Here is an 11,391-nt window from a genome sequence, read left to right as displayed (position 1 = left end):
TTGCTCCCATGCTATTTAATGGTAGTTTAGATGCGGTGACTTTTGAGAGATGGTTAGAGGTGCATCTATTACCGGCATTGACGAGACTATCAGTGTTAATTTTAGATAACGCACCGATTCATCGTAAGAAACGGATTCGCGAGTTAGTGGAGGTGGCAGGGCATATTGTGTTATTTTTGCCAACTTATTCCCCAGACCTCAATGATATTGAGCATGACTTTAGCGCATTAAAAAGATTGTGGATGTATGCTCCTCCTGGCACCACCATTGATGAAATCATTCGTAATTATTGCACCAGTTAGTGTCGCATTCTAAACCGAAATGACTAGTTTATGGCATTCTCCACAGCCCTGAATACAAAACCCGTTTTGCTTCTGACCTGAAAAAAAGTCTGCCTCGCATTCCCTTTGCTCAGGACTTTTGGGCATTTAGCAGGGCTGGCAGAGAATTAGCACACTGGCATCTCAATTATGAAACGATCGAACCCTACCCCTTAGAAGAAGTTCAAACTCAGCTTAATTTAGATTCTCGCTCCTTTTATCGTGTCAGTAAAATGACATTTGCCAAAGATGCTAAAACTGTAGATAAAACTACAATCATTTACAATAGTAATGTCAAGCTAGTGGGCATTCCCCTTGAAGCGTATCAATACACAGTCTGCGGTAGGTCGGCGATCGAGTGGATTATGGAACGCTATCAGGTTACGGTGGATAAGGATAGTGGTATTCGCAATGACCCTAACGATTGGTCAGACGACCCCAGATATATTATTGATCTCCTCAAGCGAATTGTGCGAGTAAGTGTGGAAACTGTGAAGATTATAAATAACTTACCAAAAATTGGGGTTTGAAGCCCTGCTAATTCTTGGTGTGCAAAGTTTGTAGGTCATTTGGATCGGTGAGGGAGTGGTTTCTGTCTCTGCTGAAAAGTCGTTATGGTGGAAAAGGAGGATTGGAATGGGCTGACCGTGCAAGGGGATTTACGGTTGATTCTTGACCTGCTGATTGTCCTGGCGACGGCATTGGGCGGAGGACTGCTGGTGGGATACCTCAAGCAGCCGCCGTTACTGGGTTATATCCTTGCCGGGGTGGTGATCGGACCGGGGGGGGTGGCCGGGATTCGGGAAGTGGTGCAGGTGGAAACCCTGGCGCAGTTGGGGGTGACGCTGCTGTTGTTTTCCCTGGGAGTGGAATTTTCCCTGGGGAAGCTCCGCCGGGTGGGGGGGATTGCCCTGGGGGGCGGGCTGTTGCAGATGGGCCTGACGGTGGCGTTGACGGCGGCGGTGGTGTCGTTGACCGGGTGGTTGTCGCCGCTGGCGGGGGTGGTGTTGGGAAGCATTCTGGCGCTGTCTTCGACGGCGGTGGCGCTTAAGTCTCTGGCAGCAACCGGGCAAATGGAAAGTCTGGCCGGGCAGGCGATGCTGGGGATTTTGATCGTCCAGGATTTGGCGGTGGGACTGATGTTGGCGATTCTCCCGGCTTTGGCTGCTCCGGGTGAGGGTTTGGGCTGGGCGGTGGGACTGGCGGTGCTGAAATTGGTGGGGTTTGGGGCAGGAGCACTGGCGTTGGGACGCTGGGGCGTGCCGCCTTTGTTGCGGTTTTTGGCGCAGCAAGAAAGCCGGGAGCTGTTTTTGTTGGGGGTCATTTGCCTGTGTGTGGGAATTGCTCTGCTCTCGGAGGCGCTGGGGTTGTCTAGTGAAATGGGGGCGTTTGTGGCCGGGCTGATGATTGCAGATGTGGAATATGCAGACCAGACGTTGGATGATGTGGCGTCCCTGCGGGATGTGTTTGGGGCGTTGTTTTTCGCCAGTATCGGGATGTTGATGGACCCTAAATTCATCCTGACCCATGCGCCGTTGATTGGGGCGTTGGTGTTGCTGGTGATGCTGGGGAAATGGGCGGTGGTGGTGCCGGTGACCCGTTGGTTTGGCTATTCCTGGCCGACGGCGGTGCTGGTCGGCTGTGGGCTGAGCCAAATTGGGGAGTTTTCGTTTATTCTGGCGACGGCAGCGCAGGGCTTGGGGCTGATTTCTCGCCATATCTATTTGCTGGTGGTGGGGACGACGGCGATTACCCTGGTGGTTAGCCCGGTGCTGTTGCAAGGGGTGGTGGGGATGCTGGAACGGTGGCAGTTGGCGCTGCCTCCCCAACCGCTGGCGGTCGCCCCCATTTTTCGAGAGCATATAGTGATTGCCGGGTATGGGCAAATTGGCCAGGATGTGGCGCAGATTGTGGCGGCGCATGGCAGTTCGCTATTGATTTTGGAACAGTCGGCGCAGGCCATTGCCCAGGCGCAGGCGCGGGGCTTGCCCTACCTGTGCGGGGATGCGGCGTCTTGGGGAATTTTGCAGCGGGCGAATTTGCCGCAAGCGCGGGCGTTGGTGGTGACGATTCCCGATTTGGCCAGTATCCGGCTGTGTCTGAAACGGGCGTTGCAGTTGGCACCCCAGTTGGAGGTGATCGTCTGTGCCCCCCGCAAAGAACACATTGACGAACTGTACCGGCTGGGGGCGACCAAGGTGATTCACCCGGATTTTGAGGCCAGTTTGGGGTTGAGTAGCCATCTGCTTGCTCAGTTGGGGGTGCCTTTACACCAGATTCAGTTGGAATTGGCCGCCATTCGCAATCACCGCTACCAGGATTTGCAGTTGGTAGAACCGGCTTGTTTGTTGCCGCTGACGTCTCCGCCTGTGTCCTCGGCAAGTTAAAGTAATAGGGGGATGATCCTGACGAAATGCTTAATTTCAGGAATGATGCTCAAGTGACCCTGCCGCTGTTGGTTCTTGCTTGCACCTTATGAGTGATTTGGTGTGCCGTTTTGCGGTTTTGAGTGACCCCCATGTCACCACGCCTGCCACCTACCGCTTTTATCCGCATCGGCTCCACCGGCTGGAATACAGTATTCCCATTCTGGAAGCGGTTTTGGCGCGCCTTAGCCGGCAACCCTTGGATTTTCTCCTGATTCCGGGGGACCTGACGCAACACGGGGAAGCTGCCAACCACGCCTGGCTATCCAAGCGTTTGGGGCAACTGCCGTTTCCCTGTTATGTGATTCCGGGCAACCACGATATTCCCCCCGACCCGGAGGCAATCCCGGCGGCGGATTTTCCCGGCTACTACCGGCAGCACGGCTATCGGGATACGGAACAACTGTATTATGCCCAGGAGATCATGCCGGGCTTGGGGTTGATCGGATTAAATTCCAACCAATTTACGCCCCAGGGGGAATTGGTCGGGGCGATTGACCCGGAGCAATGGCGTTGGCTGGAACAGCTTTTGGCCAGCCGTCCCTGGCCGCATATTTTGGTCATGGTGCATCACAATGTCTGTGAACACATCCCCAATCAATCCCGCAGTATTCTGGGGCAGCGCTATTTGCTGAACCATCGGCACAAGTTGCAGCGGTTGCTCAAGCAGCATGGGATTTATGTGGTGTTTACGGGGCATTTGCACGTGCAGGATATTGCCGAGGAGGATGGTTTTTTTGATGTCACCACCGGGTCTTTAGTGAGCTATCCCCACGCCTACCGCTATGTGACCTGGCAAGCGGGGCAGATGGCGATTCGCACCGAGCGGATTACGGCCCTGCCGGAGGCTCCCAATTTGCTCCAGGAGGCGCGGCGGTGGATGGAGGAACGTTCGCCCCAATTTATGGTGCAGTTGCTCACCCATCCCCCCTTCAATTTGCCTGGGGAACAGGCGCAGGCGTTGGCGCCCCGCTTGGGGCATGTTTGGCCGGATATTGCCTGGGGGGATGCCCGGTTTGACCTGCCCGATTTGCCCTCGCCGGTGCGGGAATTCCTAGAAGCCTGTAGCGACCGCCCACCCCCGGACAACCAGGCGGTTTTATCCTTGCCGACGGGTCTGCCATGTTCCCGCCCCGCCCCAGTCTAGTGGATGTATTGACGGCCTACGAAATGGGACGCCGCCGGTTTGTGGGGGTAAATTTGAGTTTTGCGGACCTGTCGGCGCGGGATTTGCGGGGGGTGGATTTTAGCGAGGGAATTTTGGTGGGGGTGACGTTCCAGGGGGCAAATTTGGCAGGCGCCAAGTTCAAGCGGGCCAATCTCAGCGGGGCGAATTTGCGGCAGACTAACCTCACGGGGGCGGTGTTTGAACAGGCGGATTTGGTGCGCGCGGATTTAACCGGAGCGCAGTTGGGGGGGGCGCGCTTGCCGGAAGCGGACCTGGCCGAAAGTTGTCTGCAAGGGGTGGATTTCACCGGCGCCATGCTCCCCCAGGCGCGTTGTCAGGGCGCCAATTGGCGCGAGGCGGTGGGGATCGGGGCGGATTTGCGCCAGACCCAATTGGTGGGGGCGAATTTGGCAGGCACCGATTTGAGCGGGGCAGACCTCAGCCACAGCCGCTGTCAACGGGCCTATCTGCTGGGCGCCAACCTCAGCGGCGCCAATTTGACCGGGGCGAATTTCTACCAGGCAGATATGACCGCCGCAGTGCTGGACTGGGCGGAATTCTCCCAAACCATTCTCCCCGATGGCCAGGTGCGGGATAACCCCCAAGCCGGTGATGAGATTTGAACTCACGGCCGCTCGATTACGAATCGAGTGCTCTACCGCTGAGCTACACCGGCACTTAAGATATAAGAATATCATCAAAACGGGGCAGCAGGCGGCGCCATGAATCGAGACGAAGAGCGGTGGATACGCTGGCAGGCGGAAATCCAGGCTCCCTACCGCGGTCTGCGGCAGTTTATCTATCTGGCCTTTGCCCTATCCGGAGGGGTAGGGGCGTTCATCTTTGCCACGGACCTGCTGGCGGGGGAGGCAAATTTGCGAACTTTTGTAAACCTCCTGTTGCAACTAGGGCTACTGGCTGCGATGGTCTGGCTGTGGCGCTGGGAACGCCGCCATGGTCAACGCCAGCGGGAACAACTGCGGCGAAATCGGTTAAAATAGTATTTACACAAATTTAATGAATCGGGACGGCTGGTTGGCGTGGATGCGGTAGCGACAACTTCTCAATCCATTGACTATCCGCCGTGGTTACAGGAATTGCAGCGGCATCCCACCCCGGATACGGCCTTGATGACCAAGGCGTTTGCGTTTGCTGAGCGGCTCCACCGGGGACAAAAACGGAAATCAGGAGAAGACTACATTGTGCATCCGGTGGCGGTAGCCGGGCTGCTGTGGGAGTTGGGTGGGGATGCCCAGATGGTGGCTGCCGGGTTTTTGCACGATGTGTTGGAAGATACCCAGGTGACGGCTGAAACCTTGACCCAGGAGTTTGGCCCGGAGGTCACCCGGTTGGTCGAGGGGGTCACCAAGCTGTCGAAATTTAGTTTTTCCAGCAAGACGGAGCGGCAGGCAGAAAATTTTCGCCGGATGTTTCTGGCGATGGCGCAGGACATTCGGGTGATTGTGGTGAAATTGGCCGACCGGCTGCACAACATGCGCACGCTGGAATATTTGTCCCCGGAGGCGCAGGTGCGGATTGCCCGCGAAACGTTGGATATTTTTGCCCCTTTGGCCAACCGGTTGGGCATTTGGCGGTTTAAGTGGGAGTTGGAGGATTTGGCGTTTAAGTATTTGGAGCCGGAAGCCTATCGGCAGATGCAGCAGTATGTGATGGAAAAGCGGGCAGCGCGGGAAGAGCAAATTCAGCAGGTGGTGGCACAACTGAAGGCGCGTTTGGCGGAAGTGGGGATCGGGTTTCACGAAATCACCGGGCGGCCCAAGCATCTATACAGCATCTACCAGAAAATGCAGCGGCAGCAAAAGGAATTCCACGAAATTATGGACGTGTCTGCCGTGCGGATCATTGTGAATACGATTGATGAATGTTACCGGGCCTTGGCGGTGGTACACAACACGTTTACGCCGGTGCCGGGGCGGTTTAAGGATTACGTGGGCCTGCCCAAGCCCAACAATTACCAGTCCCTGCATACGGTGGTGATTGGGCCGCAGGGAAAGCCATTGGAGGTGCAAATTCGCACCCTGGCGATGCACTACGTGGCCGAGTACGGCATTGCTGCCCATTGGAAATATAAGGAAGCAGGCAGCGGGGCGAAACTCAAAAAGATGGATGAGCGGTTTACCTGGTTGCGGCAGTTGCTGGAATGGCAGCAGGAATTGAAGGACGCCCAGGAATACGTAGATAACGTCAAAGACAACTTTTTTGACCAGGAAGTGTACGTGTTTACGCCCAAGGGGGATGTGCTGGAATTGACGGCGGGGGCCACGCCGGTGGATTTTGCCTACCGGATTCATACGGAGGTGGGCAACCACTGTTGGGGGGCGCGGGTCAATGGCAAGCTGGTGCCGTTGCACACGCCGTTACGCAATGGGGATATTGTGGACATTCTCACGCGGGAAAATGCCCGCCCCAGTTTAGATTGGCTGAATTTTGTGGTTACCCACACGGCCCGGCATCGCATCCGCCAGTGGTACAAAAAACTCAACCGGGAAGACCACATCGCCCAGGGGAAGGCCCTGCTGGAGGCGGAGTTGGGGCGCACGGGGCTGGACAATCTGCTCAAATCGGACGTGATGGCCACGGTGGCGCAGCGGTGCAACTATGCCCAGGTGGAGGATTTGCTGGCAGCCTTGGGGTACGGGGAAGTGAGTTTGAACCAGGTGATTGCCCGCTGGCAGGAGGTGGTCAAACAGCGCACCCAGGAAACCGAGCCGGCGGCCGAGACAGAACTGCCCCCCCTAAGCAAATCCACCCGTACCGGGGAGGTGGCCGGATTGCATGGGCTGGCGCACCATCTGGCCCAATGCTGCCACCCGCTGCCGGGCGAACCGATTATCGGCGTGGTCACCTTGGGCGGGCGGGGCATTTCCATTCATCGCCAGGGCTGTGCCAACCTCAAAACCATTCCCGTCGAACGGCTCCTACCGGTGAGTTGGGCGGGGGTCACGACCGACCAGCAGTACCAAACCTACCCGGCAGTGATCCAGGTCACGGTGATTGACCGGGTGGGGGTCCTCAAGGACATCCTCAGCCGTCTGAGCGACCAGCGGATCAACGTCAGCGATGTCCACATGACTACCCACGCCAACCAAACGGCGGTGATTACCCTGCGGGTGGATGTGCGGGATGTGACCCAGTTGGAAACCGCCCTCAGCCACGTCCGCAAAATCAGCGATGTCCTGCACCTGCAACGGGTGGGACAGACGGCGCCCGCGGTGGAGTCATCCCCTTAGCCGAACCAGTGGGAAGGTTCCCGACCGGCTTCAACCACTTGGGGAATGTGGTGGCTGATCCAATCCCCCCGCTGCTGGAGAATTTCCTGAATCCCCTGATGGAGCAATTTCTCAATCTCTAAGCGGCGCGCTGTGCAGGAACGTTGCAGGGACCAGCTTGTTGCCTCGGTCACATACATCCCCGCACCCGGCAAGCGGTTGAGCACGTAGGCCACCAACTCCTGCCGCAATTCGGGAATCGCAAACGCCTGCTGGTAGGGATGATGGGGATAGTTGTCCAGCACCGCCTCCACTTCGCTGATGATTAATTGCTCATTCAGGTTTACCATGGTCTTGGTCATGACTGGTACCTGCACATTGGGTTCGGGGTTGTGCCCCTTGCTTTCATCCTGGCATAGGTATAAAGAGTGTGTTAAAAAATTTCACACACCACTGCCGGGAAACGCCCAAGGCCAGCGACGGCTAACCCCCACCAATGGGGAGTAACGCTGCCTTTGCCCCCCTACGGACAACCCCGACCTAGGACTGCCTGACTGCGAATGTATGTACAAAGAAATTCCGTAGCGCCGTCACCACTGGGGTTAACCCGCGATTTACATAAAAACAAATTTATTTAGTAAACTTCAGATGGAAGGTTACGAATAGTTGACAAGGCGGGGCATGGCGGCGGTCGGGCGGTTTGACTGGCGGGGTTACGGGATTCGTTACCAGCAGGCGGGCAGCCAGGGGGCGCCGGTGGTGTTGGTGCATGGGTTTGGGGCTTCTAGCGACCATTGGCGGCGCAATTTCGATGTTTTGGGGGAACGGCAGCGGGTGTTTGCCCTGGATTTGTTGGGGTTTGGCGGGTCGGCAAAACCAACGCCGGGAGCGGGCGTGGCCTACACGTTTGAAACCTGGGGGGCGTTGGTCGCCGATTTTATCCAGGGCGTGGTGGGGGCGCCAGCGGCAGTGGTGGGCAATTCGATTGGGGGGATTGTGGCGTTGCAGGCGGCGGTCTTGGCGCCCGCCTGGGTCACACGGGTCGTGCTGATCAATCCTTCGTTGCGGTTGCTGCACCGGCGCAAACGGGGACAGTTGCCCTGGTATCGGCGGTGGGGGGCGCCTTTGTTCCAAAAGTTGCTGGGCTGGGAGCCGTTTGGCCGCTGGTTTTTCCACCGGTTGGCGCAACCCCAAGTCATTCGCCGCATTCTCCGGCAAGCCTATGCCCGCCCGGCAGCCATTACCGAGGATTTGATTCGTACATTGTATGAACCTTCCCAACATCCGGGGGCAGCGCAGGTGTTTTTGGCTTTTGTCCGCTATAGCGATGGGCCGTTGCTGGAGGATTTATTGCCCCAGGTGAGCTGTCCGGTGGGGATGATTTGGGGGGAATGTGACCCCTGGGAGCCGGTGGCGTTGGGGCGCGCCTTGGCAGCGCAATTTTCCCAGGTGCAAGCATTTGTCAGTCTGCCGGGGGTGGGGCATTGTCCCCAGGATGAGGCGCCGGAGTTGGTCAATCCCTTGTTGTTGGCTTGGTTGGCGGGCTGAAGTTGTTTACTCTTCGTGCAGCGGCGGTTGGAGCAGCCGTTGTTTGCGACGACTGACGGCCCGGTAAATCCGTTCGGCGACCCCTGGCAAATGCCGTTCAAATTCCAGCAAAAACCGTTCGTCGTTTTCCTCATCGCCGGGGTCCTCGCCGGTTGCCAGAGTTTGTTGCAGGCGGGGAACGGCCTTTTCATCCACAATGCGTACCAGGCCGTGGACACAGCGCCAAAACTGGCGTGCGGTCAGGGGGGCATCCTCCAGCGGAAATTCAATGATGGCGCGCACTTCCCCGTCGCTGGGGTCGTATTCCCACTGCACCATCTTGGTTTCCCAGGAAATGGTCAATAGGGTCTGCAAAGCGGCGGCCCGGTGGGGGTGTTCTTTTAACCCGCTGAGCACCTGGGGCGCATAGAGCTTGAAAAATTCTCCCTCCTCCTCCAGTTGCATCACCAGGAACAGGGAGTCCAAATAGGTTCCCTTGACGCGGGTCAGAATTCGCTGTTCGGCCGTTTTCACCTCGTAAACCCACCCCACCTGGTCCAAATAACCGGCGATCTCCGTCAGGGTTGTGGCCATGTCCCTTGCTCCTGGTACACCCCCTTGTATCTTACCCTGAGGCCGCCGCCCAGCACTGTTCAATGGCCTCCCGGTAGGTGCTTTTGGGTTTGACCCCCCGCCATTCCTGCAGCCGCTGTTTGCGGTGGAATAGCTGTACTGTGGGGGTGCCGGTGATGCCCGCTGCCTGGGCAATCTCCGGGTCCTCTTCAATATCAATCACCACCAGGTACATCCGGTCGCGCAATTCCTGGGCCAATTTTTCCAGGATGGGCTTTAAGGAACGGCAGGGGCCACAGCCGGGCGCCTTGTACATCACCAACAGGGGCCTGTCGGTTTCGTGGTAGAGCTTGCGCAGGGCATAGCTCCCCGTGTGAATCGGCTGGTGGGGGTCAAAGGCCGCCGGGGGCGGGGGAACCGCTGGGGTTACCGACGCCGCCGTTGGGGCCGCTGGGGCACTGGCAAATTCCTGCACCAACTCTTGCGCCACCAACCACCGTTCCGCCGCCAGCGCCGCCATACAGCCTGTGCCTGCCGCCGTCACCGCCTGCCGATACTCGTGGTCCTGCACATCCCCACAGGCAAACACCCCCGGTACGCTTGTGGCCACCGTCCCCGGCTGGGTGATGATGTAACCCGCCGCATCCAAGGCCAACTGCCCCTGGAACAAATCCGTATTCGGGGTGTGCCCAATGGCGTAAAACAACCCGCCCACCGGCAAATCCTCTTCCTGCTGGGTGGGTTTCCGTCTCACCCGCACCCCTTGCAACCGGTCATGGCCGTACACATCCACCGCCTCCGTCTGCCAATGCACCGTAATTTTGGGGTGGCGCAACACCCGCTCCTGCATGGTTTTACTTGCCCGCATCCGCTCGGAACGCACCAACAGATGCACATGGCGCGCAAACTTCGTCAGATAAACCGCCTCTTCGCAGGCCGTATCGCCCCCACCGACGACCGCCACATCCACGCCGCGAAATAGGGGGGAGGCCCCATCGCAAATGGCACAGGCAGAAATCCCCAGATTCCAGAACTTCTCCTCCGAGGGCAAATGCAACCGTTTCGCCGTCGCCCCCGTCGCAATAATCACCGCATGGGTACGCACCTCCCGCTCCGCCGAACGCAAGACAAAAGGCCGCTGCTGCAAATCCACCGCCACCACATCCTCCGGGACCAACTCTGCCCCCCAGCGCACCGCCTGTGCCCGCATCCGCTCCATCAACTCCGGCCCGGTTATCCCCTCCGGAAAACCGGGGAAATTTTCCACCTCCGTCGTGGTCATCAACTGGCCGCCCGCTGGCCCACCCCGCGCCACCCCCGTAAACACCACCGGCTTGAGATTGGCCCGCCCGGCATAAATCGCCGCCGTGTAACCCGCCGGCCCCGAACCAATAATCACCACATTCTCCACCTTTGGGGTCTCCATGCTAATCCAAACTCATAACGACTATGAATAACAGTATAAGGGAGGGAGAGGCGGGCGACAAGGGAGGGATTTAGGTTATGATAGGGAAGCCGGTTTCGGGGCGTAGCGCAGCTTGGTAGCGCACCACTTTGGGGTAGTGGGGGTCGTGGGTTCAAATCCCGCCGCTCCGATAAGCGTTACAAGCGATTTCACGAAGGCTGGATGTAGGCAGGAAAGCCCCTTCAGCAACTTGCTATGGGTTAGTTTTGCGGACACCAGAAACGGCTTGATAAGGCACGGGTAACCGGCGCTTGGGGTGGTGGTAAACCAACCCAGAGGTCCGCGGTTGCGAAAACAACGGCAGGGCTACGAGAAGCCTCCGACTTTAGTCAGATGTAGTTTACGGTAGTCATTTCGGTTTAGAATGCGACACTAACTGGTGCAATAATTACGAATGACTTCATCAATGGTGGTGCTAGGAGGAGCATACATCCACAATCTTTTTAATGTGCTAAAGTCATGCTCAATAGCATTGAGGTCTGGGGAATAAGTTGGCAAAAGCAACACGATATACCCCGCCCCCTCCACTAACTCGCGAATGCGTTTCTGACGATGAATCGGTGCGTTATCTAAAATTAACACTGATAGTCTCGTCAATGCCGGCAATCAATGCACCTCTAACCATCTCTCAAAAGTCACCGCATCTAAACTACCATTAAATAGCATGGGAGCAATGAAATCC

Annotated in this window: 11 protein-coding genes, 2 tRNA genes and 1 pseudogene; 9 read left to right on the top strand and 5 right to left on the bottom strand. The window is 57.4% G+C overall.

The features are described from left to right. The 5 genes from ACWISF_RS06000 to ACWISF_RS05980 all read left to right on the top strand — a co-directional run. On the top strand, nucleotides 1-302 hold a 302-nt coding region (locus ACWISF_RS06000; protein ID WP_448380684.1), incomplete at its 5' end, for a transposase. A gap of 35 nt (nucleotides 303-337) precedes the next feature. After that, nucleotides 338-850 carry a type ISP restriction/modification enzyme gene (locus ACWISF_RS05995; RefSeq protein ID WP_448380685.1) on the top strand — a complete coding sequence of 171 codons (513 nt, stop codon included), beginning with the start codon at nucleotides 338-340 and terminating at the stop codon, nucleotides 848-850. An 84-nt stretch (nucleotides 851-934) separates the two neighbouring features. Then, entirely contained in the window at nucleotides 935-2,707 is a 1,773-nt protein-coding gene (locus tag ACWISF_RS05990; protein ID WP_448380683.1) for a cation:proton antiporter, read from the top strand. An 88-nt stretch (nucleotides 2,708-2,795) separates the two neighbouring features. Then, nucleotides 2,796-3,893 (top strand): metallophosphoesterase family protein, encoded by a 1,098-nt coding sequence (locus ACWISF_RS05985; protein ID WP_448380682.1) that lies wholly within the window; start codon nucleotides 2,796-2,798, stop codon nucleotides 3,891-3,893. Next, a complete protein-coding gene (locus ACWISF_RS05980) occupies nucleotides 3,869-4,537 on the top strand; it encodes a pentapeptide repeat-containing protein (protein ID WP_448380681.1) in 669 nt (222 codons plus the stop codon). The genes ACWISF_RS05985 and ACWISF_RS05980 overlap by 25 nt, the downstream gene beginning before the upstream one ends. Here the strand turns inward: ACWISF_RS05980 and ACWISF_RS05975 are convergent. Next, nucleotides 4,519-4,590, bottom strand: a tRNA-Thr gene (locus ACWISF_RS05975). The genes ACWISF_RS05980 and ACWISF_RS05975 overlap by 19 nt on opposite strands. Before the next feature lie 46 nt (nucleotides 4,591-4,636). On the opposite strand from ACWISF_RS05975, the gene ACWISF_RS05970 reads away from it, so the two are divergent. Further along, entirely contained in the window at nucleotides 4,637-4,915 is a 279-nt protein-coding gene (locus ACWISF_RS05970; protein WP_448380680.1) for a DUF3493 domain-containing protein, read from the top strand. 39 nt (nucleotides 4,916-4,954) lie between these two features. Further along, nucleotides 4,955-7,165: a RelA/SpoT family protein gene (locus ACWISF_RS05965; protein ID WP_448380679.1), complete on the top strand. Its 2,211-nt coding sequence runs from the start codon at nucleotides 4,955-4,957 to the stop codon at nucleotides 7,163-7,165. On the opposite strand, the gene ACWISF_RS05960 is transcribed toward ACWISF_RS05965, so the two are convergent. Further along, nucleotides 7,162-7,506, bottom strand: coding sequence for a late competence development ComFB family protein (locus ACWISF_RS05960; protein WP_448380678.1), 345 nt, complete (start codon nucleotides 7,504-7,506; stop codon nucleotides 7,162-7,164). The genes ACWISF_RS05965 and ACWISF_RS05960 overlap by 4 nt on opposite strands. A gap of 319 nt (nucleotides 7,507-7,825) precedes the next feature. Between ACWISF_RS05960 and ACWISF_RS05955 the strand changes: the two genes are divergently transcribed. Next, the gene (locus ACWISF_RS05955; protein ID WP_448380677.1) at nucleotides 7,826-8,692 is read left to right on the top strand and encodes an alpha/beta fold hydrolase; all 867 of its coding nucleotides are present in this window, start codon (nucleotides 7,826-7,828) and stop codon (nucleotides 8,690-8,692) included. 6 nt (nucleotides 8,693-8,698) lie between these two features. Here the strand turns inward: ACWISF_RS05955 and ACWISF_RS05950 are convergent, their stop codons facing one another. Beyond that, nucleotides 8,699-9,265 (bottom strand): hypothetical protein, encoded by a 567-nt coding sequence (locus ACWISF_RS05950; RefSeq protein ID WP_448380676.1) that lies wholly within the window; start codon nucleotides 9,263-9,265, stop codon nucleotides 8,699-8,701. Nucleotides 9,266-9,296: 31 nt separating this feature from the next. After that, entirely contained in the window at nucleotides 9,297-10,670 is a 1,374-nt protein-coding gene (gene trxB, locus ACWISF_RS05945) for a thioredoxin-disulfide reductase (RefSeq protein ID WP_448380675.1), read from the bottom strand. 96 nt (nucleotides 10,671-10,766) lie between these two features. Between trxB and ACWISF_RS05940 the strand changes: the two genes are divergently transcribed. Beyond that, nucleotides 10,767-10,840 (top strand) — tRNA-Pro (locus tag ACWISF_RS05940). Between the two features lie 241 nt (nucleotides 10,841-11,081). Here the strand turns inward: ACWISF_RS05940 and ACWISF_RS05935 are convergent. Beyond that, nucleotides 11,082-11,391, bottom strand: a pseudogene (locus ACWISF_RS05935) (transposase); the annotation flags it as partial.

The sequence above is a fragment of the Gloeomargarita sp. genome (assembly GCF_053491055.1).
This window is presented reverse-complemented; position numbering and strand designations above follow the sequence as displayed.

Bases quoted from the DNA above. Each gene is read 5' to 3' on its own strand.
- ACWISF_RS05985 (WP_448380682.1), top strand. From the start codon at position 2,796: ATGAGTGATTTGGTGTGCCGTTTTGCGGTTTTGAGTGACCCCCATGTC.
- ACWISF_RS05955 (WP_448380677.1), top strand. From the start codon at position 7,826: ATGGCGGCGGTCGGGCGGTTTGACTGGCGGGGTTACGGGATTCGTTAC.
- ACWISF_RS05990 (WP_448380683.1), top strand. From the start codon at position 935: ATGGTGGAAAAGGAGGATTGGAATGGGCTGACCGTGCAAGGGGATTTA.
- ACWISF_RS05970 (WP_448380680.1), top strand. From the start codon at position 4,637: ATGAATCGAGACGAAGAGCGGTGGATACGCTGGCAGGCGGAAATCCAG.
- trxB (WP_448380675.1), bottom strand. From the start codon at position 10,670: ATGGAGACCCCAAAGGTGGAGAATGTGGTGATTATTGGTTCGGGGCCG.
- ACWISF_RS05980 (WP_448380681.1), top strand. From the start codon at position 3,869: ATGTTCCCGCCCCGCCCCAGTCTAGTGGATGTATTGACGGCCTACGAA.
- ACWISF_RS05960 (WP_448380678.1), bottom strand. From the start codon at position 7,506: ATGACCAAGACCATGGTAAACCTGAATGAGCAATTAATCATCAGCGAA.
- ACWISF_RS05950 (WP_448380676.1), bottom strand. From the start codon at position 9,265: ATGGCCACAACCCTGACGGAGATCGCCGGTTATTTGGACCAGGTGGGG.